The 23,710-nt window shown below is 31.9% G+C and carries 19 protein-coding genes and 1 tRNA gene; 9 read left to right on the forward strand and 11 right to left on the reverse strand.

Annotated features, from left to right (window positions below; translation table 11 throughout):
* Positions 1–58: 58 nt before the first annotated feature.
* Complete coding sequence (locus Q9968_RS04115; protein WP_305513756.1) at positions 59–202, forward strand: hypothetical protein; 144 nt, start codon at positions 59–61, stop codon at positions 200–202.
* 5 nt (positions 203–207) lie between these two features.
* On the opposite strand, the gene surE is transcribed toward Q9968_RS04115, so the two are convergent.
* Positions 208–984, reverse strand: a complete 777-nt coding sequence (surE, locus tag Q9968_RS04120; RefSeq protein WP_305513758.1) for a 5'/3'-nucleotidase SurE — start codon at positions 982–984, stop codon at positions 208–210.
* 122 nt (positions 985–1,106) lie between these two features.
* Between surE and Q9968_RS04125 the strand changes: the two genes are divergently transcribed.
* Positions 1,107–2,039: a restriction endonuclease gene (locus tag Q9968_RS04125; RefSeq protein WP_305513760.1), complete on the forward strand. Its 933-nt coding sequence runs from the start codon at positions 1,107–1,109 to the stop codon at positions 2,037–2,039.
* 21 nt (positions 2,040–2,060) lie between these two features.
* On the opposite strand, the gene Q9968_RS04130 is transcribed toward Q9968_RS04125, so the two are convergent.
* On the reverse strand, positions 2,061–3,131 hold the full coding sequence (locus Q9968_RS04130) for an oligosaccharide repeat unit polymerase family protein (protein WP_305513761.1): 1,071 nt from the start codon (positions 3,129–3,131) through the stop codon (positions 2,061–2,063).
* A gap of 1 nt (position 3,132) precedes the next feature.
* Positions 3,133–4,482 (reverse strand): Ni-sirohydrochlorin a,c-diamide synthase, encoded by a 1,350-nt coding sequence (gene cfbB / locus Q9968_RS04135; RefSeq protein WP_305513763.1) that lies wholly within the window; start codon positions 4,480–4,482, stop codon positions 3,133–3,135.
* A 392-nt stretch (positions 4,483–4,874) separates the two neighbouring features.
* Between cfbB and Q9968_RS04140 the strand changes: the two genes are divergently transcribed.
* From Q9968_RS04140 to Q9968_RS04170, 7 genes are all read left to right on the forward strand, one after another.
* Positions 4,875–6,239 (forward strand): hypothetical protein, encoded by a 1,365-nt coding sequence (locus tag Q9968_RS04140; protein ID WP_305513765.1) that lies wholly within the window; start codon positions 4,875–4,877, stop codon positions 6,237–6,239.
* 157 nt (positions 6,240–6,396) lie between these two features.
* Positions 6,397–7,116, forward strand: coding sequence for a hypothetical protein (locus Q9968_RS04145; RefSeq protein WP_305513767.1), 720 nt, complete (start codon positions 6,397–6,399; stop codon positions 7,114–7,116).
* Positions 7,109–8,632 carry an Ig-like domain repeat protein gene (locus Q9968_RS04150; RefSeq protein WP_305513769.1) on the forward strand — a complete coding sequence of 508 codons (1,524 nt, stop codon included), beginning with the start codon at positions 7,109–7,111 and terminating at the stop codon, positions 8,630–8,632. Before Q9968_RS04145 ends, Q9968_RS04150 begins: the two co-directional genes overlap by 8 nt.
* A 10-nt stretch (positions 8,633–8,642) precedes the next feature.
* Entirely contained in the window at positions 8,643–11,600 is a 2,958-nt protein-coding gene (locus tag Q9968_RS04155; RefSeq protein WP_305513770.1) for a phage distal tail protein, read from the forward strand.
* Positions 11,601–11,608: 8 nt separating this feature from the next.
* Positions 11,609–14,704 carry a hypothetical protein gene (locus Q9968_RS04160; protein ID WP_305513772.1) on the forward strand — a complete coding sequence of 1,032 codons (3,096 nt, stop codon included), beginning with the start codon at positions 11,609–11,611 and terminating at the stop codon, positions 14,702–14,704.
* A 22-nt stretch (positions 14,705–14,726) separates the two neighbouring features.
* Complete coding sequence (locus tag Q9968_RS04165) at positions 14,727–15,401, forward strand: cysteine peptidase family C39 domain-containing protein (RefSeq protein WP_305513774.1); 675 nt, start codon at positions 14,727–14,729, stop codon at positions 15,399–15,401.
* Positions 15,398–15,559, forward strand: coding sequence for a hypothetical protein (locus tag Q9968_RS04170; protein ID WP_305513776.1), 162 nt, complete (start codon positions 15,398–15,400; stop codon positions 15,557–15,559). The genes Q9968_RS04165 and Q9968_RS04170 overlap by 4 nt, the downstream gene beginning before the upstream one ends.
* A gap of 252 nt (positions 15,560–15,811) precedes the next feature.
* Here Q9968_RS04170 and Q9968_RS04175 read toward each other — a convergent pair whose 3' ends face one another.
* The 8 genes from Q9968_RS04175 to aroA all read right to left on the reverse strand — a co-directional run bounded on the left by Q9968_RS04175 (position 15,812) and on the right by aroA (position 23,654).
* Positions 15,812–17,113, reverse strand: coding sequence for an O-acetylhomoserine aminocarboxypropyltransferase/cysteine synthase family protein (locus Q9968_RS04175; protein WP_305513778.1), 1,302 nt, complete (start codon positions 17,111–17,113; stop codon positions 15,812–15,814).
* 365 nt (positions 17,114–17,478) lie between these two features.
* Positions 17,479–18,825 carry a cysteine--tRNA ligase gene (gene cysS, locus Q9968_RS04180; RefSeq protein ID WP_305513780.1) on the reverse strand — a complete coding sequence of 449 codons (1,347 nt, stop codon included), beginning with the start codon at positions 18,823–18,825 and terminating at the stop codon, positions 17,479–17,481.
* 31 nt (positions 18,826–18,856) lie between these two features.
* Positions 18,857–18,927, reverse strand: a tRNA-Cys gene (locus Q9968_RS04185).
* A 73-nt stretch (positions 18,928–19,000) separates the two neighbouring features.
* Positions 19,001–19,375: a transcriptional regulator gene (locus Q9968_RS04190; protein ID WP_305513782.1), complete on the reverse strand. Its 375-nt coding sequence runs from the start codon at positions 19,373–19,375 to the stop codon at positions 19,001–19,003.
* 1 nt (position 19,376) lies between these two features.
* Positions 19,377–20,090, reverse strand: coding sequence for a serine O-acetyltransferase (gene cysE, locus Q9968_RS04195; protein WP_305513784.1), 714 nt, complete (start codon positions 20,088–20,090; stop codon positions 19,377–19,379).
* A gap of 528 nt (positions 20,091–20,618) precedes the next feature.
* Positions 20,619–21,566, reverse strand: a complete 948-nt coding sequence (cysK, locus tag Q9968_RS04200; RefSeq protein ID WP_305513785.1) for a cysteine synthase A — start codon at positions 21,564–21,566, stop codon at positions 20,619–20,621.
* A gap of 142 nt (positions 21,567–21,708) precedes the next feature.
* A complete protein-coding gene (gene nth, locus Q9968_RS04205; RefSeq protein ID WP_305514345.1) occupies positions 21,709–22,338 on the reverse strand; it encodes an endonuclease III in 630 nt (209 codons plus the stop codon).
* The gene (gene aroA, locus Q9968_RS04210) at positions 22,338–23,654 is read right to left on the reverse strand and encodes a 3-phosphoshikimate 1-carboxyvinyltransferase (protein WP_305513787.1); all 1,317 of its coding nucleotides are present in this window, start codon (positions 23,652–23,654) and stop codon (positions 22,338–22,340) included. The genes nth and aroA overlap by 1 nt, the downstream gene beginning before the upstream one ends.
* Positions 23,655–23,710 lie beyond the last annotated feature (56 nt).

A 23,710-nucleotide genomic window follows, 5' to 3' on the forward strand; every position in this document is an offset into this window, starting at 1 on the left:
ATTCTATTTTTACATTAGTTTTTCAACTTTAAATACTTTAATGTTTATAATATATATTATGGTAATTAATCAATTAGAAAGTAATTTAGAAGCTATTACCCGTACAATAGCCAAACTTAAACAAGAAGGTTGTACTGATGAGAAAGTTTTAGGAGAACTTAGAGAAGAAAGAGATAAAATACTTAAAGATTTAAATTTATAAGTATTTTAATCTAACCATTCATGTAATGATGCCATATCTCCAGTCATATCGATTTTTATTGGAGTTATTGTAGTTTTTCCTAAATTATGTAAAGCATAACCGTCACTTTTAGATTCGTATGATTCATAAGGTTCACCACCAATCCAATAATATGGTTTTCCACGGGGATCTAGGCGTTTTTCAACATGTGGAGTATACATCCTTTCGCATAAGTTAACAATTTTAAATGAATCGTCTGAAGGATTAGCAGGAATATTAACGTTTAACAAGTCGATTCCTTCAGGTAAACCTTTTTTTAAAACAATTTTAGTCAGTTTGTTAAGCATTTTTTCAGCAAAATCAAAATTAACTTCTATGTCTCCATTTTCAAACTTAATATCGTCACGAGTAACTTCCTGGGATATTGCAATTGTTGGAATTCCAAAAGTTGCAGATTCAATAGCGGCTCCTAGTGTTCCAGATGTTGTAAGTTCTGCTTTACCAATATTAAAACCAGTATTTATTCCTGAAATCATTATATCAGGTTTTTCATCCATTATTTCAAATAAAGCTAGTGTTACAGCATCAGTTGGTGTTCCTTCAACTCCTAAACCTTTACTCCCGTCTTTTAAGGTATATTCATTTATTCTTAAAGGGTCATACAATGTTAACGCATGACCAATTCCACTTTGTTGAGTTTCAGGAGCTATGACATAGGTTTCACATAAATCTTCAATGGCCTTTTTACAAGCAAGGATTCCTGAAGCGGTTATTCCATCATCATTACTAATTAACGCTTTCATATATTTATTAATAGCATACTTTGTTAAAATAATTTTAGGTTGCAATGAAATATAAAAAGGTTTAATAACAATTTAATCTATAAAATATAATAATCATTTAAAAAACACATATGGGTGGAAACTTGGAAAAACCACAATTGATTAATTTTATAGCGAAGGTAATGGAAGATTCTGGTTTTAAGGTTTATAAGAATTTTAAAACCTCACAGAAAGTCATTGACATATATGCTATTCTACCCACTACAATTGGGGATTTTGGGGTAGTTGTAGCATGTAAAAATTATGATAAAGAATTTCAGATTGGTGTCGATGTTTTAAAAGAAATGGAAGATGTACAAAAGAGTATTAAAGCTTCTAAAGTAACTATTGTGACCTCAGCATATTTTTCTGAACAAGCTAAAAACTATGCAATTAGAAAAAATATTAAATTAGTTGACAGGGATAATTTACTTGAATTGGCTAAGAAATATCAGGACAGAACTAAACAAACAACTCTTGATAATACACCATATGATGGCGGTGCATCTGGTTATATTGAAGAAGACTATCCAGAATACAGTTATGATGCTTCAGATATGGAGTATATAATGCAGAGAAGGGATGCTAATCCACATGTTTATAAAAATACCTTATACAGACAAGTTGATGAGCCTAGGTCAAGAACAAGGTTTTTAAATAGACAACTTGATGAACCTAGAGGTGGATTTTTAAATAGGGCACCATCTAGAAATAGAGGACATTATGGTCAAACTAATTTATATAATTATGATACAAGAAAAAGTCATTTTGGGCCTGATTCATTATTCTTTAAAATTATTAGCAATCCAATCGGCTTAATTATTTTAGTAGTGATCTTTTCATACTTGATTTCATTTATTGCAGGGAAATTAATTGGAATGGATTCAGGCATGACAGGTTTAATAGAAATGTTCGCTGCCTTAGCTCTATCATATGGGGGATCATTCTATATTGATAGGAATGCTGACTTTATTGTAAAAGGAACATTCATATTCTTTATTTCATTAATAATTTTAATCATATTAATTTTTGTATAAAAAGATTAATATTAGGATTTTTCATTTGGGTTGGGTTTTTAATTTCACTCCACTCTTTCCTTTTCTGTAAATTATAATTAAATAAATCAATCCAATTAAGTATAAAAACCAAATCATGATGTCTGTAGGACCTGTTTCTATCCAAATTAGCGTATGTGTCAAAATAATGGAATATATTCCGATTCCAATGCCTTTTTTTATTTTATGTATTAATCCTAAAAATGTTCCCATAAATAACATTTGAACTGTAAGGCCGACATATCCAAAATCAAGCATCACCGGACCAAATAAAGTTGATGTTAAACATACGGTATAATGCAGGACATATTCACCGATAAATGTTCTAGGACTTCCTGATGAGAAAATCATTGATAATATTTTACCGTTTGTTGTTCCTGCAAGTGGAATGATCTTTTCAAATACTTCTAAAGTAAATCCTGCGCGGTAAAATATTAATTCTAATGGGTTCAATGTCCATGTTTGACCTATAATTGATTGAGATGCAATATAACCAATACCGGCAATTCCAGCTATTATTATTGCAATAAATAGTATTCCAAATTTCCTTGATATTTTATCTAAATAATATAGTGTGATAAATGTACTTCCTAAAATTCCTAAAACAGATGTTCTATAACCGTTTAAGCCGAATATTAAAGCTCCAAGCATTACTAAAATTAAATATTTCCGATTATAATATTTGGCAAGTAAAAAGTTAACGCCTATTAAAAATAATGGATAAGCGATTCTCCAAATATTGGTTGTAGCATTTGCTTTTAATTCGCTGTTAAAAAGAGGAATTCCTCCGAGCAAAACAAGATTAAGTGCTTGTAAGATTAATGCAACAATAGTTAAAATTAAAAGTAACTTTTCACTTAAATAGTCAATTTCAGATGATTCAAGAGTTATTTTGTATTGGACTGTTATCAAAGATATTATAAATACTGTACAGGAAAAAATAACGGTTAAAATCACATTTGAATTTAATGGATCTTCGAATCGGTAGTTAAATGAGCCAATATAGCCCATTGCGAGAAATGCCAAAATAGCAACTACTGCAATTGATGGATTAAAAAAATCATGGTTTTTCATTTTAATCTCCCAATTCTCTTGCAGAAATTGCTAAATTACCTCCAAAATTAGGCATAGCTGCAACATGTGTGTGAACATAACTTGCAAGAGTGTTTTTTTCCATAAAACCATCTTGTAGGTTATAAGAACCTTTTCCTCTTGTGACTTTAAAAGCCAAGGGATTTTTTAAATTATCAACAATAACTTTTGAATAGTGGAATTCATGTCCATTGAAGACTTCTCCTTTCTTTGAAATAATATTATCTTCTTGCACTTCAGCAACGGTATATTTTAATGCTTGCACTCTATCGGTTAAGACAGATTTATATGGATAAATTCCAACTTGTTTATCATCATGAATAGCATCCATTAAATACATCAAACCTCCACATTCAGCAAAAATAGGTCTTGATTCATCATGGAACTGTTTAATGTCCCTTAACATTTGAGAATTTTGTGATAGTTCTTTTGAGAATAATTCAGGATATCCTCCACCGATATAAAGGCCATCAGCATCAGGTAGGCCTTCATCATTTAAAGGTGAGAAATATTGTATTTTGGCATTGTTCGCTTCTAAAGATTCAATGTTTTCTTTATAGTAAAAATTAAACACTTCGTCATAAGCAACTGCAATTTTAACACTTTGTTTATTTAGTTTATTCCAAATTGGAATTGTTTTTGAATTTATTTTTGGAGCTGATTTAGCTATTTCAACTAATCTGTCTAAGTCAATTGATTCTTTAATGGTTTTAGACCAAATATCAATAAATTTAATTGAAGTTTCCTTCTCCCGTGCTGGAACAAGGCCTAAATGTCTTTGTTCAATTGAAATATCGTCATCTCTTTTAATGCCGCCGATAACTTCAGTATTGGTAATTTCTTCAATTGATCTTTTAGTCTTTTCGTAATGTGCGTTATTTTTAACTTTATTTAAAATAACTCCCGCAATATTGATTTCTGGGTCAAGACTTTTAAAACCTAAAACAAGTGCAGCAGCACTTTTAACAAGACTTCTAGAATTAATAATCAGTATTACTGGTGCTTCTAGGGATTTTGCAATACTTGCGGTACTTCCAATATCATTAATTGAATCGATTCCTTCATATAGTCCTCTAACGCCCTCAATCACAGCAATATCTTTGCCTTTCATTCCTTTTAAGAAAGAATCTCTAACTTGCCCTTCTTTCATGAAAAACGAATCCAGATTTCTTGATGTATTGCCGGTAGCAAGTGTGTGGTAGGATGGGTCAATATAGTCGGGTCCAACTTTAAATGGTTGGACATTATATTTTTCACTTAAAGCTTTCATTATTCCAGTTGCAACAGTTGTTTTTCCAACTGCACTGCCTGTTCCTGCTAAAATAATTCTCATAGTTATATAGTATTATATTGTTTATTTAATTAATTTTGGTATTTAAAATTCTAAGTATTACCTTTTTTCAAATTTTAGTCAATAAATATTACATTTGTTACTATTTATTTTTGCGGTAAATTTGTTTGAAAAAGTTATGCTGCTTTAATCTTTTGGTAAACCTTAATTTAAAAATAAACAAAGGAATTATTTATCATGAAAAAATTATAAAAAATCAGTATTTTTATATTTTTTTAAAAATTTATAATTTTATTAAAATTTTTTAAACATAATAATTACAATATTGCAAACATCATAAAAATTATTTAGTTAAGTATATATATTATGTGTATTTTATATATAAGATGTTGATTTATAATTATATGTATTAAATCAATTAAAGAGGTTATGTAATGAAGAAATTTAAGATATCATTATTGATAATTTTGATAATGACTATATCAATTGCTGCAGTTTCTGCAGCTGACAATTCTTCAGAATTAGAAATTGCTCAAGTTGAGGATTCTATGTTGGATGTAAGTTCTGATGTAGAAAACAATGTTGTTCAATCAACAAACGATTTTGAGATATTGTCTGATGAGGAGAATGGAAATAATTTCACTTCACTTCAATCAACTATTGACAATGGAGGATTAGTATCATTATCCTCCGATTATGTTCGTGTTGATGGAGAATATGATGTATTAATTTCAAAAAATGTTACCCTTTTTGGTAATAATCATAAAATTGATGCAGACAACAAAGGTGGAATTTTTAAGGTTCAATCTGGTTGCACTTTAACTTTAATTGGTGTAACTTTGATTAATGGAAATGCTGAATATGGTGGGGCTATTTATAATAATGGAAATTTAGCCATTTCTCATTCTTATTTAATAAATAACACTGCTACTAAAAGTGGTGGTGCAATATATGATGAGGGAGGCAATGTTAATGTATTTGGTTCTACTTTTGATAATAATATAGTTCGTGATTTGACTAAGAATGATGATACTGGTGGCGCAGCAATTCATGCTATAAATTCAAATATAACTATAACTGACTCTAGAATTACTAATAATGGTAATAAATCTATGAGTCGTACTAATAATGATTTAACTAATGGAGCTATTAACTTACTTAGTTCAGAAGCTCATATTACCAATACATTATTTGAAAACAACACCGGTATCTATGGTAGTGCAATTACTGCTTTACCGGTTTCAGGTTCTACAAGTAAAAATATTAAAATAGATGCTTGTAACTTCACTAATAACGTTGCTTATGCAGGTACAGTTCATATTGAAAAATCATCTTATACTATTTTGAATTCAATATTTACTAAAAACATGGCAACTGGTGTTGGCAGTAACGGATATACTGCAGCAGGCGGCGCTATTTCTATATTATATAATGCAGATGAATGTTTAATAGATAATTGTACTTTTATTAAAAATAGTGTAACAAATACTTCTAATGCTCAAGGAGGAGCAATATCTATTGAATTTAACGAAGTAACTATAATTAACTCCAGATTTGAAGAAAACTCTGCTGAAATTGTAGGAGGAGCTATTGACGCTTATGAAACTACTATTATAATAAAAAATTGTGACTTTACAGGCAATAGTGCTAATACTGGCGGAGCCATTTCGGCTTCTGGAAATACTAGTATTTCTAATTCAGCATTCGTTGATAATGAAGCTGCAAATTACACTAATGCTATGTACATATGGAAAACCGGTTCTTCATTAAATTTATCTAATAATACTATTACCTACTAGTGGTAAAAATAATAAATTTTCCGTACCTGATTTAATAAGAAGTGGAAATATAAAAATACCAATTGGTCTAGAAGATCTAAAAAATCGTGGTGCTGGATGGACTACTGGTGTAAGCAAACATGTACAAAAAATCAAAGATACCTCAAAAAACTGGGGAATGAAAGGACCTAAAATAATAGGTAAATATCAAACCAGCCATGGATTCAAAGTGAAAGAATTCCTAAACGGAACACCAAAAATAGACTTTGCCACATTTAAAAGCATGGCTGAAGATGTATTTAGTCAATGTCATTATGAATTTTATTACGATAGTAATAAGTATGGTTCATGGCAAAGAGCATTTGCTGGTGGGGGTATGAATTGTAGTGATTCAAGTGACGCATTAATTGCAATGGCTCACAGTATGGGCTTACCGGCCAGTAAAGTTCATGGGCATTGGGGTAAGACCGGACATTTCTGGGCTAATGTTGCAGGGCATAAAATGGATACTACCGGTTGGATGAATCAAAGAAATTGGACTCCTGCTGCTAGTCATGCTGGACCTGCTCCAAGAGGATTAAGCTTTGGTGAATTTATTGATGCTATTAAATCTAAAAATGATTCTACTCTTGTAGTGGATAACAATTCTAGTGATGATGATGTGGAAATCAAAGGTAAAGTAACTGTTGAACATATTCATAAATTCATTGATTTACCAGAAGGAGTTTCTGCTGCAGAAGTGGCTAGATTAATCAATGAAGCACCTGAAGACGAATCTTGGTTAATAAAATTAATCAAGTTACTGGTTAAAGAGAAACACTTCCAAGATTTGGATTTAAAAGAAAAAATCAAATTAAATAAAAAGAATGCACGTGCGGGAGGAATTATAAGTGGATAAGTTAATTGTCGATGTTAAAAAGATAAGAGGATTGGGGAATATAGTTTCCCCAAAATCTTTTTATGATTTCATAGGATATCAAAGCATAATATCTGAAAGTGAAGAAACAGTAGGATTAGTAACTTCTCAAGTTTTTAGTGTAATACCAGTGAAAACAAAAGCCAATACTGTACTTAGTATTAATGTGCCATTATCATTAGTTTATAGTGATGAGTTTAATATTACTGGAACATTACACAATGAAGAAAACACCCCTATAAGTAATGTTAATATTAAGTTAAAGGTCGGAGATACTGTTGTTGATACACAAATCACTAATACTGAGGGAATAGTGACTTTTACTCAAACCCCAGTAAACTTAGGTACACATAGTTTCCAATTAATTTTTGATGGAAATGATAACTATGAAAATTCAGTTTCCAGTGAAATAACACGAGATATAAATAAAGAAACAAGTGTTTTAAATATTAATTCTCCAGCAAATAATCAAATATATTATTCTGGAGATGTGGTAAATGTTAGGGGTGTTTTAACTAGTGATGATGGAGAACCATTAATCCATCAAAACATAAACTTGAGGAACAATAATGAGGTCTTGGCATCTATCACTACAGGTAATGATGGTTCATTCTCAACAACACTAACTGGACTAAACGTAGGTCAATATAGTTTAAACATACATTATGAAGATAACTATTATACTTCAAGTGATGCACATATCAATTTTAGTGTACTGGAAGGAAGTCTAACACTTACTAAAACAGCAGGCAAACAAATATTATACTACCCTAACATAAGTAATGGAGAAGAATACTGTACTTTAACCGCCACATTGTTCACATCAGACAATGTTAACAAACCAATCACATTTAAACAAGGAAACACAATTTTAACCACAGTTAACACAGATAATGAGGGTAAAGCAACATACACCTATAATTCACAAGGAATTGGAGATGCAACAATAACCGCTGAATACATGAATCTACACGGAACTTACATTATTGAAGATTACTTATTCAAACCGGCTTTAGACGGGACAACAGGAGCAAAATACTGTCATTCGTATAATGAAGCAAACGGAGAAAGTGTTGGAAAAGGATTTATCATAAATGGAGGATTTCCAAATATTGAAAAATGGGAATTATCATTCGAATTCAGGCACGACAACATAAGATACACAGGCATAATTCTTTTAGCGGATGTTAACTCTTCATATAATGGAGGTGGAGGTGGTGGAACAAATGCACTAACCACTTGGGAAGGAAGTTTCCCAGGTACATCAGCATACGCAGGCCCTTATGATGGAGCTATTGATTGGTTTGACATAAAAATAACAAAAATTGATGAAACACATGCTAGAATAGAATCTGTTAAGTTAAATAAAAATGCAACTGTTGAACTAGTTAATTTACCTAACTGGCAACAAATATCCTGCGGAGCAAGACATAATACTGTTAGTCAATATGGCCCTTCCAGAATAAGAAATATTATTGCAAAGAGAATATTGGAGTGAAAATGTAACCATGTCAAGTAAAACTGTTTATCCCAGCACTATTTCTCAAAGTAGTTCATCAAACACTAAATTTCGAGAATTCACAAATTTAAATAATATAAAAAATAACACATCAAGTTATGCGATTTCAGAATCAGACATTGCAAGTAGCAGTGGAACACATAACAGACCATCCACACTAACCACTAAAAATTATAAAACAAAAATACCAACTGGTTCTAAAATTACAAAGATAACATTAGAATATGCTGCTTGTTATACTGGAAACTTAAGTATTGCAGGACCTAGTCTAGATTTATTAAATGTTAGTGCATCAGCTAAAACTGGAAAAGCATTAACTAAAACCATGACTAAAACTAGTGTTTCATGGAAAAGTAATTTTAACGTGTCATCAGTAAATAGTAGTAATTTTGGAGCTACTATTAATTTCCCAAAAAATACTAAAAGTGATATTGGTAAGGTCAAAATTCAATATGTAAGACTAATAATCGAATACAACTCACCTAACTTTACTTTATCTGCGGGTAAAACTAAGGGATTGTATACTGGTGATGATTTCCTTGTTAAATTAACATGTAACAACAAAGGACAAACCAATGGTGGAACTAATGTAAATATAACATTACCTTCAGGTGTATCTTTTGTTCGGCAAGAAAGTGGTGACGGAACAATATCAAGTAGCAAAGTATGGAATACAAACATTGGATCTAAACTAAGTGCCAGTGTAGTTTTCCGTGTGAAAATAACTACAGATGGAAATCATAACCTATCATTTAAGGAGAGTGCTACTGGCCATACTGCTAGTTTGAATCTTCAATCAATACCAGTACCCGCTCCAGAACCTGCTCCCATTCCAGAACCCGAACCAATTGAACCTCAAATTATCACTGGGGAAGTTGAAGAATTTTTCATACAAGTTAAACAAAATGAAGAGTTTAGTGTTAATCTAAATTTCCCATCATATAATAAAAATCATGTTAAAATATACGCATGTGTTATTAAAAGTAATGCTTTTCTTGGTGGAGGTTTTGAGAATTATGCTGTTGATAATTGTACAGAAGACATTTTAGTCTATGCAATTATATACCAACAACCATCTTGGAGAAAAGTAACAACATTAACCCAACAGGGAATTTATCCATTAAAATACATGTTGGTTGGTGGATTAATACAAAACAAGTTCAAATGCTTAACCCCTGGAGAATATTGTCTTGCAATATTTGATGTTGATAACATAACAGGTAGCGGTTTATTAAGAAAAATTAATATTAGTGTAAAACCAAGTAATTTAACTGTCCCAAATATTGGTGTTTTGAAATTATCTAGTGAAGAATTAGACAGATTAAGTGAAGGCACATATTTTGTTCAATCATATTTAAAAGAAGTAACACCAGATACTTATGTTCGTGATTGGGGAAGAAACTTCCGTATAGGAGTATTTAACAATTCAATTGAAGCAAATCTATCTACAACTACAATAATTGATGAAAACGGTGTTGCACAAGAAGTAACTACTGATTCTACCGATTATGAAAACTTAACAATTGAAGAAATATACAACAATGCATCCTACTGGAGTCAATGTGTAAATGAAGTAAACACTTTTGAACAATTAACATCTGAGTTTATTTACAATGAGGATTACCCAGTATACATTCTTTTTGTTGGAGATTATATTGAAGGAAATCATAACCATTCATATATACAATTTACTCCACCTACAATTAAAGAAGCAGAATCCAATAATAATCAATGTATTTTCCCAATACCCATTAAAAAAATAATCTCTGATGATGCTTCACTTTCACAATTAAGTCTTAATTCATTTGAATCAAGTAATCCCATAAGGTTATATGATTTCGATACTAATGACATTGAAACAATTGAAAAAATTAGCATTCTTGGATTTCAAGTAAATATAACTTGTGATGTTACAGATAACGTTATATTACTTGTTAAATTAATAAATCCAAACGGAGTGACTGGTGAGAGAAGTATTCAAATAACAAAAAATACTGAAGACAGAATAATTTCACTTGGAGGAGCATTCGATTTATGGGGATTCGATGTGGCGGATCTTAAAAACCTTGATGACTGGGAATTAGAAATAATAATTTCAGATCCATGGGATAATCCAGCAGAATCAATTTTAACTATTGAGCATGTTGAATTGATATTTTTTGTAAATAAAATCAAAGACTATCTTGTAAAATGTTATCTTAATGGTCAAGATACAAGTAATTACGGAATGTTTCTTGAAGAGGTGGATGTGCCTGCTGGTTTGAAAACTGATGTAAAATACTTAGATATTGAAGGTACGGATACAAATAATGCATACCGACAAAATATTAATAAAAAAGAAATTACTATTAAATTTGGTATTCATGGTTGTACTATTGAAGAAACAACAAACATGCTTAGACTTATAACTAAATTATTCACCAACAAAAGAGATGAAATGAACCGACCAATACCAAATAACATAGAATTCAGCCATTATCCTGGGGAATATTGGCGTGTTATCATGGAAGATCCAATTGATAGTGATGTTAATAGTGTTGATTATAGTAGTACATTGAAACTTATTGTTCCGGATGGCACTAGTTTTAGTACCCGCGAAACAGTAACATCTTTTGTTGGGAATATTAATTCAATTGCAAAAATATTTCCCACATTAGAATTAATTCCAGAACCTGGGGTAAATCAAGTCACTATTCGTGAGTTGAATTCTAAACAAACAATGGTGTTGAATTACACTGATTTTACTGAAGGGGATATTATTAGAGTAGATTGTGAAAATCAAAAACTATTTTTAAAACGATTTTCAACTGAACTTTCTGATCATGTTGAAACAAATATTAGTTCTGCTGTGGATTGGCATAGTGACTGGTTCAGTCTTATTGGTGCATATTATTTTGAATGTGAAAACGCAACATTAAGAACAGTTTCATATACTGAAAGAGGATGATTATAGTGTTGACTGTTGTTTTATTGGATCATGAAGAGAATTTCATTGATTTTCTTGATATTGATTTAATTAGTCTTGAAGAAACATGTGAAAAAAGGAAGTTAAGGACATTGTCTGTTGTTTATTTTGTTAGTGATTTTGAAACTGCAAAGAAAAACTTCAAAATGGGCAACAAACTATATATCGCTGGATATAAACAACTGAAACCATGTTTGTATGTTATTAATACTACTATTGAGCGTGATTATTATCAAGAGAACAACATTACTTTTGATGTAGAAGACGCACTTGTTGAATTAAATTATGTGCCATTATTCAGTCAACATGAAGCCACAACTGCAAATGGGTTCACAGTTACAAATGATGGAGTAATAACATTAGACAGAAATGCATTAGGGTATTGGTTTGGGGAATATTTCAATATTGGAATTATCCAGGACTGCTTAAATGACAAGTTATTGAAAATTCACCCGAAATCTACAATGACATTAATGGATCTATTACGATTTATTGAAGAGGAAACTTCAAATGTATTCCTAACAAGATATGAAAAAGATCCTTGTAAAAACATTATTCACAAGTATCTTGATTTTTTAAATCCAAATGACAGTGATAAATCGTGGGAAGTGGTTATTGATTATGATTATCCGTTAACTGAAGAAGATGTTAGTGTTAATGTTCCCGCTGATGAAACAATACAAGCTGGAGATAACACTATTGCGCCTTTAACTCAAGTTAATCGTGTTTCTATTGAAGATTTGACATTAAGATTAGTACAACAAGAAAATATTCTTTTTGAAGAAACAGCTGAAAATCTAGGTTTTGACAATGACTATACAGACTATGAAATCACATTAAAATACAATAAACCAAATTTAAACATTGCTGTTTTAAAGGAAATGGAAAATGATGATGTATTGACTTCAAATACAGAAAATCAAACAAATATATCTATTGATTTATTTAATGATCTTGAGTTACAATTATATGATTCTACTAATAGTAGAATCGTTTTTCAATACAGTATTAATCCAACATTAGGAGTTATTCAAGAAGATATTCTTGAATTAGGCCGCAATACTGAGAATATAAACTTTGAATTAAATGAAACCGATTCATATAAAGGTATCGCACCAGTTTTAACAATTGAAGATTTAACACATACTCAATTGAACAATGTTATACAAGATTGGGTAAATCTTGAAGTTGAAAAGGGATCACTTGTTCCGATGATTGTTCAAAAAATCAATGCAAGTTCATATCCTTCACTGCCAGAAAATCAAAACAGCACTTACTGGTGTAAGGCTGTTAAAAACACAAATACTGAAGGAGTAGAGTATTATAAAGCTACTGCTTACTGGTATGCTCCATTTAATAAGAATGCTGGGGAAATATTTGTGGCAGATGATACTGATACTGGAGTTGAATATGATAGAATATTCATGAGATCCGACCTGGAACTAGATAAAAATGATACTAACAATCATGTAAAAATCGGAACTGTAGAAACATCTGATACTGATAAATTTGCAATATTCAACGATGTTTGCATGAAATTAAAAAACAAAAGAAACCCTGTGCTGAATATTGACGTTGATGTGGCAAATTACAAAAATGGATTATACAACAACTATGAAGTTCATGACAAAGTATATGTGAAAATTCCCACTTTTGAGAAACTTGTACTTGCAACTGTAAATAAAACAGTGAAAAACGCAAACAACATGGGAGTAAACAGTATTGAATTATCTAATTATGAAGTGAATACAAAAACAATTCAAACTGAAACTGCTTTAGCTGCTGAAAATGTCATTGTAGAATATCCAAAAAAAGTCGAATATAAAGTTACATTAGCAGATAAAGAAGAAAATCGATTATCTGGAAAATATGTTAGTGTTACATTATTAAAAGTTGAAGGAGGCAGTGTTTCTTATACTGGAACTACATATAATCGAAAAACAAATAGTAACGGAGAAATTAAATTAACTCTTGAATATGCTCCTGGAGAATATCAATTTGAAGCTAATTTTGGTGGAGATACAGAATATGAACCATCAACAATTACCACTCATGTAACTGTTACCGGTGTTTATTACTCTAAAACTAGTCAAAAAATTAAAATTGAAAACTTAAAATGGAGTAAGTATGGACATAGTCCAAAAGGAAAATATGTAACCAATAACGATTTAGGTTTGAAAGATCAGGAATCCAAAGGTGATTTAATAATTGCTATTGGAAAAGCAGTGACTAATGCTGATAAAAGTAAGTGGGGTAGTAAATTTATTGAAACTGTTTTTGAAAGAAAATGCTCATATTGTAATAGTGATAAATTATACTGGGGTTTTGAATGGGTTAAAAAAAGCGATACTGGTTATTTTAAACCAACAAAAACCACGGAAACTGGAGCAAAAACTGGTAGAATCATTTGTGCTAAGTGTGGTGCAAGTTACGATGTACTTGGACAAAGTGGAAATAAAAAACTAACAATCACCAAATCAACTAAAATTTCAAGCAAATCAAGAGTTAGTAACCTTAAAAAAGGAACTTTAAGCTTTGGTATTCTAAAAAAAATAGTTTCTAAAAAAGGTGCTGGAAAAAATAATGGTAAAGTTATACCTAGAAGTTCATTTCCAAAAAGTCAAACTGGGAAAGTTGAATCTAAAGTAAAATCTAAAGCTAAAAGTATTGTTGGGGGTAAAACTGGAGTATTGGCAGTTAAAGAAATAGCTGCTTGGATTAGTAAAAATATTAAAACTGAAGACCGTACTGGATTTTATCAAAAGCCAGCTAGAACATTAGCGCGTAAAAAAGGCAATGATGCATGTAAAACAGATTTACTATTTCATATGTGCGATGCTGTTGGTGTGCAAGAAGCAGGAATTGGTGTTTATTATGTTTACAATCAAAAAGTAACCAAATCAAAGAAAAAAACCAAATCAAAAAGAAGTAAAAAGAAAACAAGCCATATTTTCGCTAAAATAAATGGTACCTGGGTAGATGTTTGCAAATCCCAGCCATGGGGACATTATCAGACAGGTTATGGTGCAGTTAAAAATGCAACATTAACCAGATATCCCATATTGCCATTTAATCGAAAATATTAATATAAGAAGGAGGTTGTTTAAAATGACTAAATTTAGTAAAAAAGAAATGAAAAAAGCAGGAAAAACAATTCGTGAAAATATTAAAAAAGGAAAAGGATTAATCAGGACAATTAACATGACTGACATGTCTGGTAAAACACATAGATTAAATAAAGCTGATTATGCTGGATTATTTGAAGCTCAAAATGTGTTTATATTAAAAAATAATCGTTATCCAAACTATGTGACATTGAATAGTGAAGCAAATAACCCGTTAGTATTGAATTATCAAGATGATAAATATTCCTGCTGTGTAGCAAGTTTTAATATGGCTGTTCAAATGTTATATGGCTGGATTAATGAAGATAAAATTAAAAAAACTTTTAAAACTGATATTAATGGAACTGACCCAAGTAATATGATAATTGGTGCGAAAAATTTAGGTTATAAAGTAAGTAGAATTTCTAGGAATTTTGCAGGAGTGAAACAAAGCTTAAACAAAGGGTATCCTGTTATTGCTCACATTCAAACCAAGAGTGCAAAGTGTTTAGGTTACCAAAATGACTATGGCCATTATGTCTTGATTTACGGAACTACTCCATCTGGAGCGTATAAAGTAGCTGATCCAACAAAAGGTTTGAAAGTTTGCAAAGCAAATGAGTTAGACAAAGCAACTAATGGTAGAAGTATTAATTATTATAGTGTGGGAATTTTATGACTAGTTTGCACAATAGAGAAGAAAGAGTTTTTAAAGAAACAAGACTCCGTAATCTCGAAAGAAAATTCTCAAAAATGATTAATCATACTGACTTAGTAGATGAATGTAATGATTTGAAATATGAAATCGATAATTTGAAAAAAGAATTAAATTGTTAAATTTATTATAAGTATGTGACCTTAGATATTTCTCAATTGCATAATTTTTTTGAGGTCTGTTGAGTAATGAAGGACCCGGATAAAATATTGTCCTGGTCTATTTTTTTTATTTTTGTGTAATTGTAACATCTACATTTAATAATAATAACTTCCAATTTTTATATAGTGGGAGGAGGTAATTAAATGTAGAAGTTATTTTTACATAATACATTTCATATCTCCCAATATTTTTTATTGTATAAATTTTATTTTTTAGTCAATGCTATCAAGTGCTTGACTTAAATCATCAATTAAATCATTAACATCTTCAAGACCAATAGATAACCGGATGAAGTCAGGCGTAACGCCAGTTGCTTCTTGTTCTTCCAAAGTTAATTGCTGATGGGTTGTACTTGCCGGATGGATTGCCAAGCTTTTTGCATCACCAATATTTGCAAGAATTGAAAACAATTCTAATTTTTCAATTACTTTGCAACCGGCTTCCTCCCCACCTTCAACACCAAATCCCAAAACGCCTGCAAAATGGTCTTTTAAGTATTTCTTATTAATTTCATATGTAGGGTGTGATTCAAGACCAGGATAGCTTACCCATTTAACTTTTGGATGAGTTTCTAAGAATTCCGCTACTTTTAGTGCATTTTCAGAGTGTCTTTTTACACGCACATCAAGACTTTCTAATCCCTGAAGGAAAATAAAGCTGTGTACAGGAGATTGACTTGAACCTAAGTCCCTTAAAAGTCTTGCTCTTGCCCTAACAGTGAAAGCGACATTTCCAAGTTCAGGATCATCTCCAAATGCATCCCAAAATACTAATCCATGATAACTTGGATCTGCTTTTGTGAAATTTGGGAATTTTCCATTTCCCCAATTAAATTTCCCGGAATCTACAATATATCCTCCAACTGCAGTTCCATGACCTCCAACATATTTTGTTGCTGATGCTGCAATAACATCCGCACCATGTTCTAAAGGTCTGACCAAACCTACACCTACAGTATTGTCTACAATCAAAGGAATATCATGAGAATGTGCAATTTCTGCCAGTTTTTCAAAGTCAGGTACATCCAACTTAGGATTTCCAATAGATTCCACATAAATTGCTTTAGTTTTCTCATCTATCGCATCTTCAAATGCTTTTAAGCTTTGGGAGTTAACAAATTTAACATCACGTGCTAAATCTTTAAATGTATAGTTAAATAATTGATATGTTCCACCATAAAGGTTGTCTGCAGAAACAATATTGTCTCCAGGTTCCGTAACATTTAAAATTGCATATGAAATTGCCGCAAGACCACTTGATGTTGAAAGAGCTGAATTACCACCTTCAATAGAAGCAATTCTTGCTTCAAATACATCACCGGTAGGGTTTGTTAATCTTGAGTAAATTTGTCCAAATTCTTGAAGGGCGAATCTTCTTGCAGCCTCATCTGAGTCTTTGAATACATAAGAAGTTGTTTGATAAATTGGTACAGCTTGAGCTCCTGTTATCGGGTCTGGAGTTTGTCCTGCATGTACACCTAATGTTGGTAAAGCATATTTTTTATTATTTCTCATTCCTGATCACCAAATTTTTTAATCACTATCCAACATGTTTAAACAAATTATACTTAAAACAGGTTTATTCTGTTTTCAATATAAGGTGTGTGCGAGTTTAAATTAAATTATATCACGTGTTATATAGTGCCATATAACAATAGTTATTTTTTATAGTTAAATGTTTTGTATGCAAAAAAACCTTTGAGAAAAAAAAAAACAATATAACTCGTGTTATGTAAATATGGCATTTGTTATTTTTGCTATATAAATATTTCCTGAATGACAGGGATTTTTCATATGAGGATATAATGTCTAACTGGACATTAAAAACAAATTTAAAGACAATAAACAGTTAAAATAAAAAAAGAAGAGAAATAATTCTCTTAATCATTAATGTCATAACCTAAATCCTGAAGGTTATTACGGATTTTGTCTGACAAATCATATTGTTTGTTAGCCCTCAGCTCTGATCTTACTTCAGAAATCAAACCAAGTAAATCATCTGCCCCGGCATTTACTTCTTCGCTCTTAAAACTAACTCCTAAAATATGAGCCGCATCATCTAAAAATGCTTTAATAGCTATCTTATCATCATCAGATAAATCATCTAGTTCATTTTTAGTATCATTGATTAGTCCAAAGACTGATGCAATAGCTTTTGGAGTATTGAAATCATCATCCATACTTTCAAAGAATTCTTTTTTATGAGATAATAAAACATCACTATCAGGTATGCTGTCGCATACTTCAACATCTAAAAGTTCATAATATTTTCTAATTCTATCCAAACTTCTTTCAGATTGGTGAAGCGAATCTTTTGAAAAGTCAATCGGACTTCTATAATGGGTAGATAAAACAAAGAATCTGAATGTATCTGCTTCATAATTTTCAAGTAACTGGCGAATTGTTATGAAGTTATGAAGTGACTTTGACATTTTTTCTCCATTTACATTTAAAAATCCTGTGTGTAACCAGTATCTGACCATTGGAGATTTTCCGGAAACCGCTTCCATTTGAGTAATTTCGGCTTCATGGTGTGGGAAAATCAAGTCAAGCCCTCCACCATGTACATCGTATTGCTCTCCAAAGTAAAGTTCGGTGATTGCAGTATCTTCAATATGCCATCCAGGCCTTCCATCACCCCATGGAGATGACCATACCGGTTCATCAATTCCAATACGTTTTTTCCAGAGCGCAAAATCCTGTCGGTTTTTCTTGGTAGTCTCGCCAATATCGCGATGAGATTCTAACTCTTCAACATTTCTGTTAGATAATTTTCCAAATTCCTCAAACTTATCTATTTCAAAGTAAACCCCGTCTTCAGTTTCATATGCAAATCCCTTATCAATTAATCTTTGAATTTGATTTAAGATTTCAGGCATGTGATCTGTTGCTCTTGCAAATAAGTTTACACCATCAACATGTAATTTATGCATATCTTCACGATATCTTTTTTCAAACTTACGAACAAGAACTTCAGAGGGAATTCCGCTTTCTTTAGAACGGTTGATTATTTTATCATCAATATCAGTTACGTTTTGAATGTAAAATACAGAATAACCCTTATATTCCAAGTATCTTTTAATTGTATCAAAGGAAATGTAAGTTCTTCCATGCCCAATGTGAGCATCATCATAAACAGTAGGACCGCAAACGAATAAGTTGACCCTATTTTTGTTAATAGTTTTAAAATCTTGTTTATTACGAGTTAAAGTTGAATAAATTTTCATTAAATAAACCTCGAAAAAAAAGTAATTGAAAAGGCAAGTGAGGGACTTGAACCCCCGTATTATGGTCTGCAGCCACACACCTAGCCACTCGGTAAACTTGCCACTAAAATTAATAGGATAATAAGATATTGGTAATTAATAGTTAATAAATGTTACTATTTTTTCCAATATTTTCCTATTTTGAATCAGACCCCATACATGTTTGACAGTCTTCTCCAAGTTCAGACTTATCAATATTTAGTTGCTCTAGAACATCACTTGTTTTGACATTTTTACAGATATTGCAAGTTCTTGGAATTAAATCCACTTTTGTAGCTTCGCCTTCAGATAGCTGGCGGGCAAATTCTTTAATCATGTCCTTTACGTTATCATCCAGCTTAATTCCGCTGCCTCTTTTATCAGTAATATATTGAGACACTGCAGGTTGAGTTATATCCATTAGTTTTGAAACATCCTTTTGTTTCATACCTAAATTTAAAAGTTCCTTTGCTAATTCTGATCTGATTGCCGGTATTACATACCATACTACAATTTCACATGGTGGTTTCATTTTAATCACTATCTATTTTTAATAAATCTCCACAATCCTCTTTTTCATCGGTTTTATCTTCACTAACACAAATTCCATTTTTATCCAGTAAAATTTGTATAAGTTTTTCATTATCTTCAATTTGCTTTTCTAAAGTTTTAATTGCACTGGCAACAGGGTCTGGAAGTTTGTTATGATCTAAGTCAACAACATGCCTTTTATGTTTACTTCTAACAATTCTTCCAGGAACACCAACACATGTTGATTCAGGCGGAACGTCTTTTAGTACAACTGCACCAGTACCTATTTTAGAATACTCCCCAATGGTAATATTACCCATTATTTTAGCACCAGAACCAATAACGACACCTTTTTCAATTGTAGGGTGCCTTTTGGTTTTTTGAGTTGTAGTTCCTCCCAGCACAACACCCTGATAAATTAATACATCATCACCGACAATTGCTGTTTCACCAACAACAATCCCCATTCCATGATCAATAAAAACCCTATCGCCAAACTGTGCACCGGGATGTATTTCAATACCTGTAAGAAAACGAGAAAAAGTTGAGAGAACACGAGCTAAAAATTTTAATGAATGATTCCATAAATAATGACTAATTCTATGGAACAATATTGCATAAAATCCAGGATAACAGAAAAATACCTCAATTGTAGAACGCATTGCAGGGTCTTTTTCTTTGATTACCTTTACCTCACTTCTCAACCTATCAAACATATAAAATCTCCAAAGCCATATATTATATAATATATAACATATGGTATAAATACTATTGGGAATATGATAAAGAGCTGATTGCAGTTTTTTTCTCTATCATGTTTTAACTAAGTACAGTATGAATATTATAGGAAATATGATTTACTTTTTCTTTCTCCAATGTTGATTATATTTCTTTTTTTAGAGATAAATAATTGATTATGCATTAATGTATTTCTTTGTACAATATAAAAACATTATCCTGTTTAGATTGTATCCGACTGCAGATAGTTCTAATTCTGTGTATTATCCTGCATAGCACAAGGAGCAACAATACACATGGACAACAAAAGAATACACGGCCCATTTATTATCAAGGCTTTTCCAATCAAATTATTGATCTTAGATTCAATGAGCAAACATTGAAAATGCTCAACATACACTTCAAGAGCATAGGATTATCCTAAAAATAAGCAGCGATTTCAAAGTATTTGTATACTGCAGCAACCTGTGTGAAGTAGATGGATACTGTGTTTTCATATGCTTATCTTATTCAAATAGCCAATCTACAGAGAGATATCTCTCACCATTATCCGGTAAGATGGCAATTATTCTTTTACCTTTATTTTCTTTCCGTTTAGCTAATTGTAAAGCGGCCCAAGTAGCAGCTCCTGAAGAAATACCTGCGAAAATGCCTTCTTCTTTAGCAAGCAAAATTAAGGTTTTTCCTGCTTCATCGCCAGGTACTGGAATAATTTCGTCAATAACATCCGAGTCATAAATTGATGGAACAAATCCTGCACCAATTCCTTGGATTTTATGAGATCCTTTTACACCTTTAGCCAATGTTTGTGATTCTTCTGGTTCCACAGCAACAATCTTGACATTGGGAATAACTTCTTTTAATGCTTTACCAATACCTGTGACAGTACCTCCAGTACCTACACCTGCAACAATGAAATCCACATTTCCTTCAGTGTCTCTTAAAATTTCCTGTCCGGTTGTTCTGTAGTGGATAGCCACATTAGCTTCATTGTCAAACTGTCCTAAAATAACTGAGTTAGGATTTTCTTTGTGCAGTTCTTCTGCTTTTGCAATAGCTCCACCCATACCTTCCGAACCTGGAGTTAATACAATTTCAGCACCATAAATAGCTAAAAGTTTTCTTCTTTCAACAGACATGGTTTCAGGCATTGTCAATATTACTTTATAACCTTTTGCAGCGGCGGCAAACCCAATTCCAATACCTGTGTTTCCACTAGTTGGTTCAATAATAACAGAACCTTCTTTAAGCAATCCTTTTTCCTCTGCATCTTCAATCATTGCAACGGCAACACGATCTTTTACACTGCCTGTTGGATTGAATGCTTCCATTTTTACATCAATTTCAGCATCTAAATCTTTTGTCAAATTGTTCAGCCTTATAATCGGTGTGTTTCCGATTGCATCGACAACACTGTCAAGTACTCCTCTTTTTAATTCAGGGACATTTGCCATATTTTATTCTCCTAGTAGATTATTTGTTTTTAATGGTATATTAAAAGGGTTATCTTAAAGTCATATAACTATTGTTATAACAACTGGTGATATATAACATTGTTCAGTCATATAAATGTTTTGAAAAAAATAATTTTAAAAATTAAATATTCCCCTTAAAATAATCACAAATCTCAATACATGGACAAATCTCACATTGGGGAGACATTGGCTTACAAATATTTTGACCGAACTGAACCATCAAATCATTTAACTTAATCCACAAATCTTTAGGAGCAATTTTAGTAAGCTCAACTTCAGTATCTTCAGGGTTTTTAGTATCTACTAAACCTAACCTATTTGAGATTCTGTGAACATGAGTATCAACTGGAATTGCTGGAAGTTCAAAAGCAAAAACCATTACACAATTGGCAGTTTTTCTGCCTACTCCAGGAAGTTTTAGCATTTCTTCAACAGTATCTGGAACCTCCCCACCATATTGGTCAATTAAAATTTGGGAAACTTCCTGAATTCTTGCCGCTTTCACATTATAAAATCCAGCTGGTCTGATTAACTCTTTTACATCATCAATCGGAGCTTCTGCAACTTCATAAATATTTCTATATTTGGAAAATAAATTATTAGTAGCTTGATCTGTGTTTTCATCACGAGTTCTCTGAGACAAAATAGTTCTAATTAATACCTGATATGGATCATGGTCTTGAAATGTCCTTATCTCAAAAGTATTTTCCAAACATTCAACCAATCTAATTACTCTTTCTTCTTTATTCATCATACCAACTCCAATTCAAAACCCAGTTTTGCCATTGTTTCTATAAAATTAGGGAATGAAACATCGAACACTTCCCCATTCGTGATTTCAATGTCATGTCTAAGACCTATCAGGGAAAATGCCATTGCAAGTCTGTGATCCCCATGAGAATCAACAGTGCCTGACGATACCCCACCAGTTATGCTCATTCCATCTTCATGTTCCTCCAATTTGCACCCAAGTTTTTCCAACTCGCGGCAAGTGGTGTCAATCCTATCAGTTTCTTTTAATCTTGCATGAGCAACACCAGTGATATTTGATGTTCCTTCAGCCATTGCCGCTAGAACTGCAACAGTGATTAATAAATCTGGAGCATTGGACAAATCAACATCGATTGCCTTTAAATTACCTCCTGATGCAATTTCAACATAATCCTCCCCACGGACAATAGTTGCACCCATTTTCTGAAGGATATCTAAAATAAATCTATCTCCCTGTTTTGATGTTCTAAATAGATTCTTAATTCTGGCACTGCCGCCATTAATGGCAATCAATGCAAGCAAATAGGATGCAGAGGAATAATCTCCTTCAACCGTGTAATCACAAGCGACATATTCCTGTTTAGGAATTTTGAATTCATCAATCCTGCAACTTTGGTGTTCCCGATTGCATGAATCATGCTTTAAATAATAAGATTTGATTGACCTAATACCGAATTTCCTCATAATGTCCCAAGTCATATGAACATAAGGTTTTGATTTAAATTCAGGCAGCACGTATAAATTAACGCCACAGTCAGACAATGGTGCGGATATTAAAATTGATGAAATGAACTGTGAACTAACATTGCCCATAATATTAGTTTCGCCACCAAGATAACCCGGCTTAATCAATATTGGCGCTTTATCATCATCATTTAATGATACTGTTTCAACTCCCAATGGTTTTAAAGCATCCATTAAAAGACCCATTGGCCTTGTCTGAAGAGACTCATCACCAGTTAGAATAACCTCATTATCACTTAATGCAGATACTGATGTCATCAATCTAAGCGTAGTTCCTGAATTTGCAAGATCAATTGGCCCCTCACAGGAATTATGGAGTCTACCATTAGTTCCTATAACTTCCAAATAATTATCTTTCCTGTTAATTTGAGCACCTAACGCTTTACACACCCTAATAGATGCCAAAGTATCTTCAGAGAATAGCATATCATAAAGTTTAGATGTGCCTTTAGCTAGTGAAGCCAATATAACTGCTCTGTGAGAATAACTTTTAGATGGAGGTGCTTTAACCTCCCCACCAATATTTGAAACAATTTTTACCTTAAGAATCATCTTATCCCAACAAAAAGATATTGAACATGACATTATCTTCCTAACTTTTCTATAAT

Origin of the sequence: Methanobrevibacter sp. V14, from assembly GCF_963082475.1 — an archaeon.
Taxonomy (GTDB): Archaea; Methanobacteriota; Methanobacteria; order Methanobacteriales; family Methanobacteriaceae; genus Methanocatella.